This window comes from Streptomyces sp. NPDC005761 (assembly GCF_040630635.1).
Classification (GTDB): Bacteria; Actinomycetota; Actinomycetes; order Streptomycetales; family Streptomycetaceae; genus Streptomyces.
This window is the reverse complement of sequence record NZ_JBEXXX010000042.1, coordinates 1-17178: the sequence shown is the minus strand read 5'-3', so window position 1 is coordinate 17178 and position 17178 is coordinate 1. Positions and strand designations below refer to the sequence as shown.

At 71.5% G+C, this 17178-nt stretch carries 12 protein-coding genes; 3 read left to right on the top strand and 9 right to left on the bottom strand.

Annotated elements, in window-relative coordinates:
• Positions 1–259 precede the first annotated feature (259 nt).
• Positions 260–859 (bottom strand): TetR/AcrR family transcriptional regulator, encoded by a 600-nt coding sequence (locus ABZ434_RS28975; RefSeq protein WP_359142740.1) that lies wholly within the window; start codon positions 857–859, stop codon positions 260–262.
• Positions 860–988: 129 nt separating this feature from the next.
• Between ABZ434_RS28975 and ABZ434_RS28970 the strand changes: the two genes are divergently transcribed.
• Together ABZ434_RS28970 and ABZ434_RS28965 are read left to right on the top strand one after the other, a co-directional pair.
• Positions 989–3280, top strand: coding sequence for a glycoside hydrolase family 3 N-terminal domain-containing protein (locus tag ABZ434_RS28970; protein WP_359142738.1), 2292 nt, complete (start codon positions 989–991; stop codon positions 3278–3280).
• Positions 3281–3574: 294 nt separating this feature from the next.
• On the top strand, positions 3575–5722 hold the full coding sequence (locus tag ABZ434_RS28965; RefSeq protein WP_359142736.1) for an MMPL family transporter: 2148 nt from the start codon (positions 3575–3577) through the stop codon (positions 5720–5722).
• 127 nt (positions 5723–5849) lie between these two features.
• On the opposite strand, the gene ABZ434_RS28960 is transcribed toward ABZ434_RS28965, so the two are convergent.
• From ABZ434_RS28960 to ABZ434_RS28925, 8 genes are all read right to left on the bottom strand, one after another.
• Complete coding sequence (locus ABZ434_RS28960; RefSeq protein WP_359142734.1) at positions 5850–7511, bottom strand: MFS transporter; 1662 nt, start codon at positions 7509–7511, stop codon at positions 5850–5852.
• A 197-nt stretch (positions 7512–7708) separates the two neighbouring features.
• A complete protein-coding gene (locus ABZ434_RS28955) occupies positions 7709–8506 on the bottom strand; it encodes a formylglycine-generating enzyme family protein (RefSeq protein WP_359142732.1) in 798 nt (265 codons plus the stop codon).
• 95 nt (positions 8507–8601) lie between these two features.
• On the bottom strand, positions 8602–10458 hold the full coding sequence (locus ABZ434_RS28950; protein WP_359142730.1) for an ABC transporter ATP-binding protein: 1857 nt from the start codon (positions 10456–10458) through the stop codon (positions 8602–8604).
• Positions 10455–11336 carry an ABC transporter permease gene (locus ABZ434_RS28945; RefSeq protein ID WP_359142728.1) on the bottom strand — a complete coding sequence of 294 codons (882 nt, stop codon included), beginning with the start codon at positions 11334–11336 and terminating at the stop codon, positions 10455–10457. The genes ABZ434_RS28950 and ABZ434_RS28945 overlap by 4 nt, the downstream gene beginning before the upstream one ends.
• A gap of 5 nt (positions 11337–11341) precedes the next feature.
• On the bottom strand, positions 11342–12286 hold the full coding sequence (locus tag ABZ434_RS28940) for an ABC transporter permease (protein WP_359142726.1): 945 nt from the start codon (positions 12284–12286) through the stop codon (positions 11342–11344).
• Position 12287: 1 nt separating this feature from the next.
• Entirely contained in the window at positions 12288–13880 is a 1593-nt protein-coding gene (locus ABZ434_RS28935) for an ABC transporter substrate-binding protein (RefSeq protein WP_359142724.1), read from the bottom strand.
• Positions 13881–14196: 316 nt separating this feature from the next.
• Positions 14197–14268 carry a putative leader peptide gene (locus ABZ434_RS28930; RefSeq protein ID WP_359142836.1) on the bottom strand — a complete coding sequence of 24 codons (72 nt, stop codon included), beginning with the start codon at positions 14266–14268 and terminating at the stop codon, positions 14197–14199.
• 100 nt (positions 14269–14368) lie between these two features.
• The gene (locus ABZ434_RS28925) at positions 14369–15574 is read right to left on the bottom strand and encodes an ROK family protein (protein ID WP_359142722.1); all 1206 of its coding nucleotides are present in this window, start codon (positions 15572–15574) and stop codon (positions 14369–14371) included.
• Positions 15575–16119: 545 nt separating this feature from the next.
• Here ABZ434_RS28925 and ABZ434_RS28920 point away from each other — a divergent pair.
• Positions 16120–17076, top strand: a complete 957-nt coding sequence (locus ABZ434_RS28920; RefSeq protein WP_359142720.1) for a TauD/TfdA family dioxygenase — start codon at positions 16120–16122, stop codon at positions 17074–17076.
• Positions 17077–17178 lie beyond the last annotated feature (102 nt).

The window sequence follows — 17178 nt, the reverse complement described above, 5'->3', positions numbered from 1 at the left end:
CGTCCAGGACGCAGGAGTCGGGGACCTGCGCCGTCCCGCCGGAAACCCTGACGCGCCTCAAGGTCCGAGCGATGGCGGTGCGTTCCGGCTGAAACTCCAGTCGGAATGTTGCTGCAATCTCTTGCAGCACGGAAGTTACCGGCGCATGACAAGGCCGTAAAGGGGTCCGACGCCATCCGACACGCCCCACTCAACCGGAGCAATACATTCCGCGTCGGCGGTCACCTCGGCACCGGCACGGCGCGCGCGAGGTCGCCGCTCAGAGCCGTACGGTCAACTGCGCCTGCACATGGGCCCGCAGCACGCCCGCCATGTCCGTCGCGCAGCCGCTGAGAAGCCACTGCGTCTGGAGTCCGTCCATGAGTGCGATCAGTTGCTGCGCCGCCTCGTCGGGGTCGATTCCCTCCCGGAGGGCACCCGCGTCGCGGGCTTCCGTGTAGGAGACGGCCGTGGTCCTGACCGAGTCCCGGTACCGCTCGACGAAGTAGGCGTGAGCGGGGTGGCCGGCGGAGGTGGCCTCGGCGGCGAGTACGGAGAACAGCTCGACGATTCCTCGCCGTTCGGCGTTCAGCGCGGCAAGGTCGACCATCCGGCGCAGACGGTCGACACCCGTGGGACCCCCGACGGAGAGCCACTGGCCGTCCACCTCGTCGCGGTGTTCGAGGACCGCGAGCAGCAGCGACCCCTTCGTGGGGAAATGGTGCAGCAGACCCGGGTGCGAGATGCCGCAGCGGGTCGCGATCACGCGCAGCGAGGCGCCCCGGTATCCGGCCTCGCCGAACATGGCCATGGCCTGGTCCAGGATCTCCACGCGCTTGGCACGCCCCTTCGCGTAGCCCCGACGCGCCTCACCCGTCACTCGCCACTCTCCCCGCTCAAGTCGGATGCCACTCCTGCGTACGGTCGCACACTGACATACTTACCACCCGGTCGGGATTCAGCGTACGGTGGTCCCGAGAACGTCACCGACGTTGTGAAAGGAACTCCCGTGGGCTCCTCCTTGCCCTATCTCGACCCCGCACGGCCCGTCGCCGAGCGCGTCGCCGACCTGATCGGCCGGATGACGCTGCCGGAGAAGGCCGGCCAGATGCTTCAACTGAACGCGAAGGACGGGGTGCGGCATCTCATCGAGGAGATGCACGCGGGATCGATCCTCCACGCCTCCCCCGACCGGGTCCTGGAGGCCGCGGCACTCACCGAGCGGACCCGGCTCCGGATCCCCCTCCTCGTGGCGGAGGACTGCATCCACGGGCACTCGTTCTGGGAGGGTGCCACGATCTACCCCACCCAGCTCGGCATGGCGGCGAGCTGGGACCCGGAGCTCGTGGAGCGGATCGCCCGGGCCACGGCTGTCGAGGTGGCCGCGACCGGCGTCCACTGGACGTTCTCCCCGGTCCTGTGCATCACCCGGGACCTGCGCTGGGGCCGCGTGAGCGAGACGTTCGGGGAGGACCCCTTCCTCATCGGCGAGTTCGCCTCGGCGATGGTGCGCGGATACCAGGGCGACGGACTGGACGACCCCACGGCGGTCCTCGCGTGCGCCAAGCACTTCGCGGGCTATTCCGAGACGCAGGGGGGCCGGGACGCCAGCGAGGCGGACATCTCCCGGCGCAAGCTGCGCTCGTGGTTCCTGCCGCCGTTCGAGCGGGTCGCCCGCGAGGGCTGCCGGACGTTCATGCTCGGCTACCAGTCGATGGACGGGGTGCCGATCACGGTCAACAACTGGCTGCTGAACGAGGTGCTGCGCGGCGAGTGGGGCTACACCGGCACGCTGGTGACCGACTGGGACAACGTCGGCCGCATGGTCTGGGAGCAGCGGGTGTACGCCACCCACGCGCAGGCGGCCGCCGCCGCGGTCCGCGCGGGCAACGACATGGTGATGACGACGCCGGCCTTCTTCGAAGGCGCGCAGGAGGCGGTCGCCGACGGCACGCTCGACGAGGCGGAGATCGACGAGGCGGTCCGGCGCATCCTCACCCTCAAGTTCGAGCTGGGCCTCTTCGAGAATCCGCGCCACCCCGACCGCGAGCGCCAGACCGCGGTGATCGGCAGCGCGGACCACGCCGCGCTGAATCTCGAAGCGGCGCGCCGCTCACTGGTGCTGCTGACCAACGACGGCACGCTGCCCCTGGCCGGCGGTCTAGGGACCGGTTCCGACGGCCGCGCGGTCGCGAGCCCCGGATCGGCGCCGCGCACGGTCGCCGTCATCGGGCCCAACGCCGATGACCCGCAGACCCAGCTCGGCGACTGGGCGGGCTCGTCCGGCCAGGCGGACTGGCTGCCGGACGGGCAGCCGCGCGCCATGATCCGTACCGTGCTGGACGGGTTCCGCGAGCATGTGCCGGACGGCTGGACCGTCACGCACGCCCGGGGAGCCGACATCCTGACCGTGGGCCCGGACCCCGAGGGCGCGTTCTTCCCCGACGGGCAGCCGCGGCCGGAGATCGTCGTACCGGCGGAGCCGTCCGAGGCCATGATCTCCGAGGCGGTCACCGCGGCAGAGGCTGCCGACTACGTCGTCGCGGTCGTGGGTGACCGCATCGAACTCGTCGGCGAGGGCCGCTCCACGGCGACGCTGGAACTGATCGGCGGCCAGGTCGCGCTGCTCGACGCGCTCGCCGCGACGGGCAAACCGCTCGTGGTGGTCGTCATCAGTTCCAAGCCGCTCGTCCTGCCGCCGTCCGCCCACCGCGCTGCGGCGATCGTGCACGCCTTCAACCCGGGCATGCTCGGCGGCCGTGCGGTCGCCGAACTCGCGCTCGGCCTGATCGAACCGTCCGGGCGCCTGCCCATCTCCTTCGCACGTCATGCGGGGCAGCAGCCGACGTACTACAACCAGGTGCGCGGCCAGCACGGCAGCCGCTACGCCGATCTGACGCAGCGTCCGGCGTTCGTCTTCGGCGAGGGACTCAGCTACACGACGGTCACGTACACGGATCTGGAAGTACTCACCGACGTCCTCGGAGCGGGTGACACGCTGCGGGCGCGCGTCACCGTCCGCAACACCGGTGAGCGGCCCGTGCTGGAGACCGTGCAGGCGTATGTCAGCGATTCGGTGACCTCCGTCACCTGGGCGGAGAAGGAGCTCAAGGCCTACCGTCAGGTGCCGCTGGCCCCCGGCGAGTCGCGCGACGTCGTCATCGAACTGCCGGTCGCCGAGTGCAGCCTCGTGGACGCCGAGGGCAGGCGCATCGTCGAGCCAGGTGCCTTCGAGCTCCTGGTCGGCCCCTCGTCGCGCGACGCCGTGCTGCTGCGGGCGGGGTTCACGGTCAAGGGGTAGGGCCTCCCGTCGGGGCCGGTCCGGGCTCGTGGGGAACCGGCACGCGCGTCGGCGACGCCCGTGATCGATCCGCGCGGGGCCCCTCGTCAGGGCCGGGCCGAGGTAGCCCAACCGGGGCCCGGCAACGGCCCGGCGGCATGTCGCGGGGGCACCCCGCGACATGCCGCCTACTGTCACCGGCACGGAACCTGGGAACGGGTGACGTCGCGGCATCGGCGCTGTGCGGGCGGCCCCGGCGGCCGCCCTCCCTCTCGACGACGACGTCACCGCTCATGACGGAGTACGGGGAGTGGCATGCCGGACGTACAGCAGCGCCGACCGCCGGGCGTGGCCGCCCTCGTCTGCGGACGGCGCACCAAATGGCTGATCGTGGCGTTGTGGCTGATCGTCTTCGTGGTCGCGGCGCCACTCGCCCAGAAGCTCACCGACGCCCAGGACAACGACGCCACGTCCTGGCTGCCGAGCAGCGCCGAGTCCACTCAGGTCCTGGAGAGCTCGAAGGACTTCAGGCCCGAGATCATCACCGCCATCGTGGTGTACGCCCGTGACGCCGGGCTGACCGAGGCGGACCGCTCCCGGATCGTCGAGGACACCGGGCAGTTGCGCGCGCTGGACGCACACGGCGTGCGGGGCACGGAGACCCGGGGCCCCGTCTACGACAGGAAGGTCGCGCCCCGGGCCGCTCAGGTCTTCGTGCCCATCACGATGGGCGAGGAGGGCTGGGAACAGATCGGCCCCGCGGTCGACGACATCCGGGAGGCCGTGGGCACGAGCGGCGGCGGTCTCGCCGTGCACGTCACCGGCCCCGGCGGCGTCACGGCCGACTCCGCGGAGGCGTTCTCCGGCATCGACTCCACCCTGCTGTTCGCCGCACTGGCGGTGGTGGTCGTGATGCTGCTGATCACCTATCGCAGCCCCACCCTGCTGTTGCTGCCCGTGATCGCGGTCGTGGCCGCGCTCTTCAGCGCGCAGGCGGTGATCTACCTGCTCGCCGCGCACGCGGGCCTGACCGTGAACGGGCAGAGCGCGGGCATCCTCACGGTGCTCGTCTTCGGCGCCGGCACGGACTACGCCCTGCTGCTCGTGGCCCGCTACCGGGAGGAGCTCCGACGGCACGAGGACCGGCACGAGGCGATGGCCCGGGCGCTTCACCGGGCCGGTCCCGCGGTGCTGGCCAGCAGCGGCACGGTGGTGCTCGGCATGCTGGTGCTACTGGTCGCGGAGATGAACTCGACCCGGGGGCTCGGGCCCGTGGCCGCGATCGGGGTGGCCGTCGCCCTGATCTCCATGCTCACGCTTCTGCCCGCCCTGCTGGTGATCTTCGGCCGCTGGGTCTTCTGGCCGGTCGTCCCGCACTTCGGCTCCGAAGAGCCGACCGAGCGCGGATTCTGGGCACGGACGGGTCAGCGGCAGGCCCGCAGGCCGCGCACGATCTGGATCGTCACCGCGGTGGTGCTGGCCGGCCTCTCCCTGGGGCTGACGCAACTGGAGGCCTCCGGCCTCAGCAACGCCGACTCGTTCACCGGCAAGCCGGATTCGATCACCGGCCAGGAGGTCCAGGACCGGTACTTCCCCGGGGGCAGCGGCGATCCCCTGGTGATCGTCGCAGCGGCCGACCGCGCCCCCGCTGTACGGGCCGCCGTGGCCACCACCCCGGGCGTGGTGCCCGGTTCGGTCGGTACGCCGCCCGGTGCCCGGCCGGAGGCGAACGGGCAGGTCATCCTCGAGGCGACCATGACCGACCCGGGGGACAGCGACGAGGCCAAGGAGACGGTGGAGCGGGTCCGCGACGCGGTGCACGCGGTGCCGGGTGCGGATGCCCAGGTGGGCGGCAGCACGGCCGCCCTGCTCGACATGGACACCGCGACGAGGCACGACAACCTGCTGATCATTCCGCTGGTGCTCCTGGTGGTGCTGATCATCCTGGGGCTGCTGCTGCGGGCGGTGGTGGCACCCCTGGTGCTGGTCGCGACCGTGGTGCTGTCCTTCGCCGCCGCACTGGGCATCAGCGCGCTGGCTTTCCGTCACGTCTTCGACTACGCGGGCGAGTCGACGGACTTCCCGCTCTTCGTCTTCGTGTTCCTGGTGGCACTCGGCATCGACTACAACATCTTCCTGTCGACGAGGATCCGCGAGGAGGCGGCGCTCCAGGGCACCCGGGCGGGTGTGGTCGCGGGTCTCGCCGCCACCGGCGCGGTGATCACGTCGGCCGGCCTGGTGCTCGCCGGTACGTTCGCGGCACTCGGCACCCTGCCGGTCGTGGTCTTCGCGGAGATCGGATTCGCGGTCGCCCTGGGCGTGCTGCTGGACACCTTCGTCGTGCGGTCGGTGCTGGTCACCTCGCTGTTCCTCGACATCGGACCGCGGGTGTGGTGGCCGAGCCGACTGGCCCGCGAGGAGGGCAGGACGGTGCGGGAGACCGGGGCACCGCCGCAGGCGTAGCCGGGTCACCGCACCGGACAGGGGGCCTTGGCAGGTCACCGCTCCGGGCGGGGGCTTCGCGGGCGTCACCGCTCGGGGTGGGGGGCCTTCGCCGGCGTCACCGCTCCGGACGAGGGCCTCGCGAGCGTCACTGCTCCGGACGAGGGCCTTCGCCGGCGTCACCGCTCGGTGGGCGCGCGGCCGGATCCGGCTCCGGCGCACCGGCCACGGTCCTCTCCTCCGCCGGCCCGCCGTCCGTCGTCCCGGCACCCGGCATCGCGCCGTCGCCGCGCAGACGCTCCAGGTCCGAGGGGCGCACCTGGATGACGAACAGGGCGATCAGTGCGGCGACGACGGCGAAGACCGCGGCAACGATGAACGCGTTGGAGACACCGGACGCCAGAACCTGGTCGCCCCACTGACCCGGCAGCTGGCCGGTCCTGCGGAACTCCGCCAACTGGGCCGGTGTCGCGTCCGCCAGGAATTTCGGTACCTGGTCGGTGGCCTCGTTGCGGCTGGCCGTTCCGAAGACCGTGACGAGGATGGAGAGGCCGAGCGATCCGCCCACCTGTTGCGTGGTGTTGAGGATGCCGGAGGCCGCACCGGCCTCCTTCGGCTGCACTCCTGAAACGGCCATCAGCGTCAGCGAAACGAACTGCAGGCCCATGCCGAGGCCGAACACCAGCACCGGGCCCAGGAGGCTGCCCAGGTACGAACTGTGGACGTCGGTCTGCGTCAGCCAGCCCAGACCGGCGGCCGCCAGGAGCGCGCCCGTCACCATGAAGGGCTTGGGCCCCCACCTGGGCAGCAGCTGGGAGGCGATCCCGGCGCCGACCGCGATGATGGCGCTGACCGGCAGGAAGGCGAGACCCGCCTTCAGGGGGCTGAAGTTCAGGATGTTCTGCACGAACAGCGTCAGGAAGAAGAACATGCCGAACATCGCGGCGGCAAGGCTCAGCATCATTCCGTACGTGCCGGCGCGGTTGCGGTCGCGGAACATCCACAGGGGCGTGATGGGCTGACGGGACCGGCCCTCGATCGCGATGAACAGGGCGAGCAGCACCACTGCCACGGCGAACGCCGCCAGGGTGAGGGTGTCGCTCCACCCCTCTTCGGAGGCCCGGATGAAGCCGTAGACCAGGGACACCATGCCCAGCGTCGCCGTGAGCGCGCCGAGGAGGTCGAAGTGGCCGGGATGGCGTTCGGACTCCCGGATGTAGCGAGGGGTGGCGAGCACGATCAGCAGGCCGATGGGGATGTTGACGAAGAAGATCCACCGCCAGTCCAGCCACTCCACCAGCACTCCGCCCGCCAGCAGTCCGATGGCGCTGCCACCTGCCGACACGGCCGCGAACACGCCGAACGCCCTGTTGCGTTCCGGCCCTTCGCGGAAGGTCGTGGTGATGAGCGACAGGGCGGTCGGTGAGGCGATGGCACCACCGACACCCTGGAGGGAGCGCGCGGCGAGCAGTTGCCAGGATTCCTGGGAGAGACCGCCGAGCAGGGAGGCGAAGACGAAGAGGGCGACCCCGAACATGAAGACTCTGCGGCGGCCGAGGATGTCACCCAGCCGGCCGCCGAGCAGGAGCAGTCCGCCGAACGTCAGGGTGTAGGCGTTGATCACCCAGGAGAGATTCTCGGTCGAGAAGCCCAGGGAGGTCTGGATGTGGGGAAGGGCGATGTTCACGATGGTGATGTCGAGGACCACCATCAGCTGACAGGAGCAGATCACGAGAAGGGCGATCCCGCTGCCTCGCCCCTTCTCCGGGGTTGTGGCAGCCTGCCGGGGTGTCGCGTGGGAGCCCGTCATGAGATTTCTGGCCGCTCGTACCGTCAGTGAACGTGGTCGTTCACTCCCCCGACGTTAGCCCTGCCGTTCGGCCGCCGCCATTCGGGCGACGGCACCGGCCGCCCCGCCGGCCTCGTCCGGATCGCAGGGGAGACGGAGCCGGCCGTACTGACCGGCGGGTGCCTCGCTCGCCCGCAGCCGCTCCTCCGGGAGCCGGATCACGGGAGGTCGCGGGCGCATCGGAAGCCGCCGTGGCCGGTCGAGGAGTCGGGGGTGTTGTGCGAGCGGGCGGCGACGCGGTAGCGGTTGCAGTACGAGGCATGGCACAGGTAGGAGCCGCCGCGGATGACGCGCTCACCGGGCCCGTAGGCATCGGCACACCACTCCCAGACGTTGCCCGAGGTGTTGTGGAGGCCGTATCCGTTGGGCTCGTACGCGGTGACGGGGACCGTGCCGGTCCGGCCGTCCGGCCGGACCGAGCGGTGCGGGAACGGACCACGCCAGATGTTGCACATCTCGCGTCCGCCGGGGGTGAGTTCGTTGCCCCACGGGTAGCGGGCGCCGTCGGCGCCCCCGCGGGCCGCGTACTCCCATTCGGCTTCGGTGGGCAGCCGCAGCCCTGCCCAGTCGCAGTAGGCGAGCGCGTCGTCATGGGAGATGTGGACCACGGGGTGATCCGCCCGGTCGCCGGTACCGGAGCCGGGCCCCTCGGGTGCGTTCCAGTACGCTCCCTCGACGCCCAGCCACCACGGGGCGCCCGGGACCCGGCCGATGACGTGCCGCCCGGCTGCCGGGTGGACGAGGAGGTGGAAGACGTAGGAGCTGCCGTGGCGTTCGGCGTCGGTGCGGAAGCCGGTGGCGTTCGCGAAGACGGCCCAGTCGGCGTTACGGACCGCTGTGGTGTCGATGGCGAAAGGGGCGACGGCCACCTCGCGCACCGGTCCCTCACGGTCGGAGGGGTAGCCCTCGCCGAAGCTGTCGCCCATCCGGAAGACCCCTCCGGACAGTTCGGCCATCGTCGGGTGCCCGACAGCCGGCGGCGGGGCCGTGCGGCGCACCGAGGGCAGCGGGAGCACTCCCGTACAGGGGCGGCCCGGCGTGCAGCACGCGGTCACGCGAGTGCTCCCGTCTTCTGCGGGCGAACCGTACGGGCGGCCTGGGGTACGGGTTCGGGCGCCGCCGCCAGCAGGGCCCGGGTGTACGGGTCGCGGGGGTGCTCGCACACCTCGTCGGCGCTCCCGGTCTCCACGATCCGGCCCTGGTGCATGACCGCGATGCGGTGGCTGACCTGCCGGACGACGGCGAGGTCGTGGGCGATGAAGACCAGGGCGAGGCCGAGATCGCGCTGGAGGTCGGTCAGCAGGCCGACGATCTGCGCCTGGACGGAGACGTCGAGTGCGGAGACGGGTTCGTCGCAGATGAGGACCGAGGGTTCGGGGGCGAGCGCACGCGCGATGCCGATGCGCTGACGCTGGCCTCCGGAGAAGGCGCGCGGGTGGCGGTCGGCCACGGCCGGGTCGAGGCCGGCCCGGCGCAGCAGTTCCGCCACTCGGTCCTGTCGTTCGGTCCGGTCGCCCAGACCGAAGGCGATCAGGGGCTCGGCAACGATCTCACCGACCGTCATGCGGGGGTTGAGGGAGGCGTACGGGTCCTGGAACACCATCTGCACCTGGCGGCGCACCGCGTGAAGGGCGCGCCTGGAGGGCCGGGTGACGTCTTCGCCGCGCAGCCGGATGCTGCCGCTGTCCGAGGTGTGGGCGTGGGCCAGAACCCGGGCCAGGGTGGACTTGCCGGAGCCCGACTCGCCGACGATGCCGAGGGTCTCCCCCGCCGCCAGGGTCAGGGACACGCCGTCGAGCGCGGGGGACGTCCGCCGCCGGGCGCCGCGCCGCTTGTACGTCTTGCGCAGTCCGTCGGCCTCCAGGACCACTGCTCCGGGGGCGGGGCGGTCGATGCGGGTGGGCGGGGCGGGTGCGGGCAGTGGTTCGGTGCGGTCCGCGGCGGGCAGGCAGGCCACGTGCACGCCGTGCGCCGAGCGGATGAGCGGCGGTGTCGCGGCACGGCAGCGGTCCTCGACGAGCGTGCAGCGGTCGGCGAAGGCACAGCCGTCGCCCAGCAGGGTGAGGTCGGGCGGGCTGCCGGGGATGCCGGTGAGCCGGGTGCCGGACGGGGTGGAGAGACGGGGTACGGCTGCGAGGAGCCCCGCGGTGTAGGGGTGGCGGGGGCGGGTGAGCACCTCGGCGGTGGATCCGTCCTCGACGACGGTGCCGCCGTACATGACGAGGACGCGTTCGCAGGCCCGGGCGACGACGCCCATGTTGTGCGTGATGAGGACGAGGGCGGTGCCGGTCTCACGGTTGAGGTCGGCGAGCAGGGTGAGGATCTGGTCCTGGACGGTGGCGTCCAGTGCGGTCGTCGGTTCGTCGGCGAGCAGGATGTCGGGTTCACCGGCGAGGGCCATCGCGATGAGGACGCGCTGTCGCTGGCCGCCGGAGAACTGGTGCGGGTGGTCGTCGGCGCGCCGGTGCGGCTCCGGGATGCCCACCCGGCCCAGGAGTTCGACGGCGCGGGCCCGGCGGGCGGCCTTGTCCCGGTCGCCGTGCGCGCGCAGCACCTCTTCGATGTGCTGGCCGGCCGTCAGGACGGGGTTGAGGGCCGTCATCGGGTCCTGGAAGATCATGCCGATGCGGGCGCCGCGCACGGCGCGCAGTTCCTGCTCGGTGGCGGCGGTCAGATCCCGGCCGTCCAGGTGGACCGTGCCGGTGGTGATGCGGCCGGTGCCGGGCAGCATCCGGTTCAGGGCGAGCGCGGTGGTGGACTTGCCGGAGCCGGACTCACCGACGACAGCCAGTGTCTCGCCCCGGTTCACAGTGAACGAGACGCCGCGGACGGCACGGAGCGCCGACCCGTCGGGGGCGGTGAACTCTACGCCGAGGTCGCGGACCCTCAGCAGTTCCTCGGCGGTCATCGGCGTATCTCCCGGTTGAGCGCCTCGGCGATGAGCGAGAGTCCGAGGACGAGCGCGGTCACGGTGATCAGAGGGCCCGCGGCGAAGTTCGGGGCCTGGGCGAGATAGGGCATGGACTGGCTCAGTACGGCTCCGAGGGTGGGCTCGGGCGGTCGTACGCCGACCCCGAGGAAGCTCATCGCTCCTTCGATGAACACGGCGACGGTGAGGGAGACGGCGATCTGGACGATGAGCGGGTCGGCGGCGTTGGGCAGGATGTGACGGACCAGCACCCGCCCACCGGAACTGCCGCCGACCCGGGCGGCGGTCACGTACTCCCGCTCCCGCTGGACGAGGATCCCGCCACGCAGCAGCCGGCCGAAAGCCGGGATCTCCGCGAGCGCGATGACGAGGACGACCGGGAGGCGGCCGGGCCCCAGGATCGCGGTGACCGCGAGCGCCAGGATCAGGCCGGGGAACGCGAGAAGGAGGTCGAAGATCCGCTGGACGACGGTGTCGGCAACCGGGTGGGCGGCCGCGACGAGGGCGAACAGGCAGCCGAGCGCGGCGCCGAGGGGTACGGCGAGCGAGATGATGCCGAGGTCGGCCCGGATGCCGTGGAGGACGCGGCTGAGCAGGTCGCGGCCCAGGTCGTCGGTGCCCAGGGGGTGGCCCGGGGTCCCGAGGCCGGCAAGGCTCTGGCCGCTCTGGTCGGTGGGGCCGTGTCCGGAGAGGAGCGGCGCGAGCAGCCCGGCGAGGACGACCGCGCCGACGAGGACGAGGCCGGTGCGGGCACGTGCGGTGGACAGGGCGCTGCGGTAAGGGTGGCGGGTGCGGCCGCGCGGCTTGGAGGCGGGCGGGGGCGGCCCGGCGGTGAGGAGGTCGGTCGTGGAGGTCATGGGCGTTACTCCCACCTGATCCGGGGGTCGAGCCAGGCGTACACGAGGTCCGTGAGCAGCTGGACGAGGACGAAGACGGCGACGAGGAGCAGCAGGAGGTCCTGGACGACCGGGTAGTCGCGGCGCTGGAGGCCCTGCTCCGCGAGCTGGCCGAGGCCCGGCCAGGCGAAGATCGCCTCGACGAGCACGGCTCCGCCGAGCAGGTGCCCCACCTGCATGCCGAGCAGGGTGACGACGGGCGGGAGCGCGTTCGGCAGAACGTGGCGCCACAGCAGCCGGCGCGGTGCGACCCCCGCGGCTGTCGCGGTGCGGATGTAGTCCTCGGCGAGTCCTCGTTCGATGCCGTCCTTGAGGTAGCGGCCGAGAACCGCGGCGCTGGGCAGGGCCAGGCAGAGCGCGGGCAGCAGCAGGTACTGCGCGGCGAGGTCGGGTGCGGTCAGGAAGGCGACCCGGCCGCCCGGCGGCAGCACGCCGAGGATCACGGCGAACAGCAGGACGAGCAGGACTCCGGTGACGAAGGGGGGCACGGCCAGGGCGGCCGTGGTGGTCACCCGGACCGCGGTGCGGATCCAGCGGTTGCGGGAAGTGGCCCCGAGTACGCCGAAGGCCGTACCGAGGAGGACGACCAACAGGAGTGCGGCGACGGTGAGTTCGGCGGTGGCGCCGAGGCCGTCCCCGATCAGGTCGGCGGTCTGCCCGCCGATCGCGTACGAGGGTCCGAGGTCGCCCGTGAGCAGGGACCCGATCCAGTGGGCGTACTGGGAGAGCAGGGGTGCGTCGAGGCCGAGCCGGTCCCGGATCGCCGCGACGGTCGCCGCGTCCGCGTCGGGGCCGGCGAGCGTGGTGGCGGGGTCGCCGGGGACGAGACGCAGGATGGTGAAGATCAGGAACGAGGCGGCGAGCAGGACGAGGAGGGCCGACGGCAGCCGTCGGATCAGGTAGCTGCGCACGTCACACCAGGTAGGCGTTGTCGAGGTTGAGATACGAGAACTTGTTCAGCGTGACGCCGTGCAGCCGGTCGGCGGCGACCTGGATCTGTCCGCGGACCACGAGGTCGATGAGGAACGCCTCGTCGAGCAGGATGGAGGAGATCTTCTCGTGCTGGGCGTTGGCCTCGGCCGGGCGCGTCTCGGGCTTGGTCCAGGCTTCTCGCACCACCTGGGTGTACTCGGCGGACCGGTACTTGGACGTGTTCTTCGCCTCGTTGAACGGATAGGCGCTCACGGCGAGGGTGGAGGGCTGGACCTGGGCGAAGCCGTGTCCCATGGTCCACAGCGCCGGCATGTCCTGGGAGATGAGCTTCTTCTGACCGGTGGCCGGGTCGGTGGGCTGGAGCGTGACGTGGACGCCGACCTGCTTGAGGTCGTACTGGAGAGCTTCGGCGATCGCGGTCTCACTGGGCAACGCGAGGTGCAGCAGGGGAAGTTCGAGCTTGGTGTGCCCGGCGGACTTCAGCAGCTGCCGGGCCTTGGCGGGGTTGTGGGAGTAGTGGGTGCGGTGTGATTCGGTGAAGGCGGGAGAGGACTTGGGCCAGGGGGAAGCGGAGGCCAGGCCGTAGCCGCCGAGGGTCTGCGCGAGCAGCCGGTCGCGGTCGACGGCCCAGGCGAGCGCCTGGCGCACGGTCCGGTCGTTCAGCGGCGCGACGGTGGTGTTGACCCCGAGGTAGACGGCGCCACCACCTGTGTCGTAGTCGCTGATGCTGAGATGCGGATCGCTCTTGACGACGCCGAGGCTCTTGCCCGGCACGTTGAAGGAGAGCTGGGACTGGCCGGAGCGCAGCGACGAGATCAGGGCGTCGGCCTGGGGTATGACGCGCAGTTCGACACCGTCGAGGTAGGGACGGCCGGCCTGCCAGTACGAATCGTTCCTGGCCAGGCTCAGACCGGAGCCGGGGCTCCACTTCGTCAGCTTGAACGGGCCGGTTCCGATGAGCCGCCTTCCGGCGACAGCGTCCTCGACCGTCGCCGGATCAGCGATGATCATGAACTCGAACAGGTCGAACAGGTTGTTCACCGGGTGTGCCAGCTTGAGTACGAGTTCATGGTCGCCGCGCTTCTCGAACCCGGTGACCGTCGCCGCCGTGGCGCGCAACTGGGCGGCCCGTACCGGATTCTGCAGGTTCTTCACGGCGAAGATCACGTCGTCCGCGGTGAACGCGCGGCCGTTGTGGAAGGTCACGTCGTCGCGCAGCCGCAGCGTGATGCTGCGCCCGTCCCTGGCGTACGTCCAGGAGCGGGCGAGCTCCGGTTTCGGGCGGAGCCGGTCGTCGTAGCGTGTCAGGGTGTTGTAGATCAGCCGGTGCTGGAGGGACTGCCCGCTCTGGGAGAACAGCAGGGCGGGCGTGAAGTCGCTGTTGACCGCGACATCGAGCACACCGCCGCGCTTGGGTGCTGCGCTCGCGCCCTGCGGGGCGGACGAGGCATCCGACACCGCCGAGCGGCAGCCCGCCAGGCCCAGCCCGAGAAGCAGGGTGCCGCCTCCTGCTGCACGCAGTGCCGAGCGCCGGGAGGGTCCTGGGGACGTGAGGGGGTACAGCTCGGTCATCGAAGCCTGCCTGTGACGGTGGAGGACTGTGAAGGGAAGGCGCAGCGCGACGCACACGTGCATTGGTTCCGCTGCGGGAGGAATTGAGCGTGAGAGCAAGCGAGCCGAGGAGGACGCTGTTCAGGGGTGCTTCGGGAACGTGCGCGAGCAGTGCCGACAGCGCATGGAGAAGCCTGGTGAGGTGGGGCCGATCAGGTCGTGACGCGGTGCCGGACCCCGGGGGATTCGGCTCCGGCCGGGAGCGTGGTTCCCTCGGTGAGGTATCAGCGAGGCGCTGCGAACACCCGGGACGGGCCCGCGGAAGAAACGGTCCGGGTCAGTTGTGGACGGCACAGACCGCGCTGGCCTGTCGACAGAGGTCGACGTGCCTGCGGGAGATGAGGCGCATGTCCGGGTTCACGGGAGCAATATGACAGCGGCTTCGCCGGACGGTCAACCCGGCCTGTCCGGATCCTGGTACGGATCCTCCTCAGAGCCCTGCCGGGCGGCTAACGCGGGGACGCGGTCAACGGGCTTCTGAACAGCGGGTTCAGCGAGATGGTGCCCGCCGCGACAGGGGTGACCGCTGTCCCGGCATGCGGACTGACGATCCGTTCGGGATCCCCGCACACGTGGGAGTGGTCCACTGCCGCTCCCCGGATCTCCTCCAGGTAGTCCGGATTGACCAGGCTGGAGTGCTCGGTGACCACGACCAGATCCGGGTTGAGGACATCGAGCAGCAGGGCTGTCGCTCTGCCGACCGCGCGGGCACGCTCGCGCAGCAGCCGGTCCGCGCGCCGGTCGCCGGCCGCCGCGGCGTCCACCACCAGGAAAGCGTCGGGGTCGGGCACGATCCCACGCCGCACGGCTGTCTGCGCGAGAGCCGTGTTGGAAGCCGTGGCCTCCAGGCAGCCGGACCGTCCGCAGGCACAGGTGGCAGTGGAGTCGGGAACGGGCAGATGCGCCACGTCACCGGCCCCGGACCCCGGGCCCTGGTGGATCACCCCGGCGATGCCGAGGGCCGCGTCCACCACGTTACCGACGAAGAGGTGGACCAGGCTGCGGCGTGCTGCGGGCCGGCCGAAGAGGATCTCCGCCTGGGCGACGGCCCGGGCATGGTTGTCGACCCGCACCTCGACGCCGCCCAGCCCGCGGGCGAGTTCGGCGGCAAGGGGCCGCTGGTGCCAGCCGAGCGCGTCGTGCCGCACGGCCGTCCCCGTCACCGGGTCCACCCACCCTCCGAGGGCAGCGCCCACACCCAGCAGGCGCCGCCCGCGACCCACGTCGCCGAGAAATGAGCGCAACCCTTCGGCGATCCGGAGCGACAACTCGCCCGGCGCGATGCCGTCGTGCGGGAGGGCACGGCGGGCAAGCAGCCGTCCGCGCAGGTCCAGCAGGCCGAACGTCGAACCGGGTACACCGATGTGGACCCCGGCCGCCACCGGCCCACCGCTCTCCCCCGTGTGCAGATCGACCGGAATCTGAGGTCTGCCGACTCCGCTGCTGGCCACCAGCTCGGGCAGTTCCCGCACCAGGCCGAGATTTACCAGGTCGGTGCACTGACGGGACACGGCAGCGGGACTCAGCCCGGAAAGGCCGGCGATCGTCCGGCGCGCGACCGGCCCGTGGTCGAGCACGGTGCGCAGCACCGTGGCGGCGTTGGCCTCGCGCCTGCCGTCACCGGTCGCCCGGAAGACGTGGGGAGCAATTGTCATGGGGGCCTTCCTCAGGTCCTGCGACACAGGGGCGGGTCGCAACGTTACGGCGGCATGAATTCGTCTCCGGGCTCGTGCCCTGCGGTGGGACGGCCTGTGCGGGCCCCTCGGCAGGACAGGAGAACACGCAGCTCAGAGGTGTTTTCGCGGTGCCGTTCCGGAGGTGGTGCGGGCCCCGCGCAAGGGCCGATTGAATCACTGCCCGGCGCCCCGCGGGGCGGGGGCGGCCGCTTGACGTGCGCCGCACGCCGCTGCGAGTCTCCGGAACATGTTCGCGACGGCCGTTACCGATGCGCGGCCCGCCCGCGCCGGCCGCACCGCAATGCCGCCCGCGTGTCCGGGCCGCTGTACCGCCGCCTGACCAGGCTGCCCCGCACCGCACTTCGGACGCCTCTCTCCACACACACCTCCGCTCCCGGACGGCACCCCGTCCGTCGGCGGACGCCACACGCCCCTATTACTTCCGCTCACAAATTAATCGACTCAGCGTCGACCGGTACCCATGAGCCGCCGACGCCGAGCGTGCTCCTCGAAGGGAATCTGCCATGACCGCCACCACCACCGCCCCTGCTCCCGCCATTACCGTCCAGAAGCTCGGAGGCCGCATCGGCGCCGTCATCTCCGGGGTCCGCCTCGGTGGCGATCTCGCCCCGGAGACCGTCGCGGCGGTCCGGGAAGCGCTGCTTGCCAACAAGGTCGTGTTCTTCCGCGGCCAGGACCATCTGGACGAGGACAGCCATGAGGCGTTCGGCCGGCTGCTCGGCACCCCGGTCGCCCACCCGACCGTCCCGTCCGCCGACGGCCGCTACTCGCTCGGCATCGACTCCGACCACGGCGGCCGGGCCAACCAGTGGCACACCGATGTCACGTTCGTCCCGGCCTACCCTGCCTTCTCCATCCTGCGCGCCGTCGTCATCCCTCCCTACGGCGGCAACACCCTGTGGTCCAACACCGCAGCCGCGTACGCCGAGTTGCCGGAGCAGCTGCGGGCCCTGGCGGACAGCCTGCGGGCCGTCCACTCCAACGACTACGACTACGTCGCCCTTCGTCCGACCGCCCGGCCGGAGGCGCTCGCCAAGTACCGGGAGGTGTTCACCTCGACGAAGTTCCTCACCGAGCACCCGGTGGTCCGCGTACACCCGGAGACCGGTGAGCGGGTCCTGCTCCTCGGCAACTTCGTCCAGCGGATCAGTGGCCTGACCGGCAGCGACTCCCGGGCCCTGGTCGACCTGTTCCAGTCCCACATCGAGCGCCCGGAGAACACGGTCCGCTGGGACTGGCAGGTGGGCGACGTCGCCATCTGGGACAACCGCGCCACCCAGCACTACGGCGTGGACGACTCCGACACCCACGAGCGCAAGCTCCGGCGCGTCACCATCGACGGCGACGTCCCGGTCGGCACCGACGGCCGCTCCTCCACCCTCATCAGCCCCGAGGCGGTGCCCGACCCGTCCTTCGGCATCGCGTCCGGTGCCTCGACGGCCCAGACGGCGGGCGCATGAGCGGGACCACCCCGCACGGTGAGGCACCGGTCCCGGCGGGGGGGGGCGGGGGGGGCGCGGCCGCGGCGGGCGGGGGCGTGGGGGGCGGGGGGGGGCCCGGGG